This is a genomic window from Streptomyces sp. WAC05292 (assembly GCF_003949955.1).
GTDB lineage: Bacteria > Actinomycetota > Actinomycetes > Streptomycetales > Streptomycetaceae > Streptomyces > Streptomyces globosus.
In genome coordinates this window covers 1-922 of sequence record NZ_RPSE01000793.1, presented here as the reverse complement: position 1 = coordinate 922, position 922 = coordinate 1, and the positions used below count along the sequence as shown (strand labels likewise).

Annotated in this window: 2 pseudogenes; one reads left to right on the top strand and one right to left on the bottom strand. The window is 66.6% G+C overall.

Going from position 1 to position 922, the window contains the following annotated elements:
• Positions 1 to 108: pseudogene (locus EF903_RS33070) on the top strand (IS5/IS1182 family transposase); the annotation flags it as partial.
• Positions 109 to 123: 15 nt separating this feature from the next.
• On the opposite strand, the pseudogene EF903_RS33065 reads toward EF903_RS33070, so the two are convergent.
• Positions 124 to 914 (bottom strand): annotated as a pseudogene (locus EF903_RS33065) (IS5 family transposase).
• Between the last annotated feature and the right edge of the window lie 8 nt (positions 915 to 922).

Here is a 922-nt window from a genome sequence, read left to right as displayed (position 1 = left end):
TTCAACCGCCTCAAGCAGAACAAGGCCCTCGCCACCCGTTACGACAAACGAGCCCGCCACTACCAATCCCTGGTCACCCTCGCCTGCCTGCGGCTATGGCTCCCATGACTTTGCGGACACGCCTTAGGGCCTGTCTGACAAATGATCACCTGGTTGCTTCGCGAAGCCAGAGGATCAGCGAGGCCAGAACGACTTCGGCCCGGTAACGGGTGGCGAGTTTGTCGAACCTGGTTGCGATCGCACGGAACTGCTTGAGGCGGGCGAAGCATCGTTCGACCACGTTGCGATCGCGGTAGATCTCCTTGTCGAAGGCGGGTGGGCGGCCGCCGCGGGTTCCACGTCGCAGGCGGTTGGCCGGTGGCGTCGTTGACGTTGCCGGGTGTGAGGGTGATGGACAGCGGGAGGCCGCGGCCGTCGACGGCGAGATGAACTTTGGTGGTCTGCCCGCCCCGGGATCGGCCGAGGGCCTGGCGCGCCTGCGAGTGGCCCGGATCTTCCGGTTCATCCCCGCACGCGGCCCCTTTTTACGGGCGCCGGCCGCGTGCTGGTGAGCTCGGTTGATCGTGGAGTCGACAGCGACGGTCCACTCCACCCGGCCCATTGCGTCGTCGCGGACCTGGACGTGTTCCAGCAGCTTCGCCCAGGTCCCGTCCGCTTCCCAGCGGGCGAACCGCTCGTAGACGGTCTGCCAGGGGCCGTACCGCTCGGGCAGATCGCGCCACGGAGCCCCGGTCCGCAGCCGCCACAGCACCCCGTTGACCACCTGCCGGTGGATCACGCCACGGACGACCGTGCCCGCCCACCCGCGGCAACAAGGGCTCTATTCGCTCCCACGCCGCATCCGTCAGCTCACCTCGACCTGCCACCAGATCAATGATCAGACCGACTATAGAGTCCCGCCTGTGGCGAATCATCAAGACGA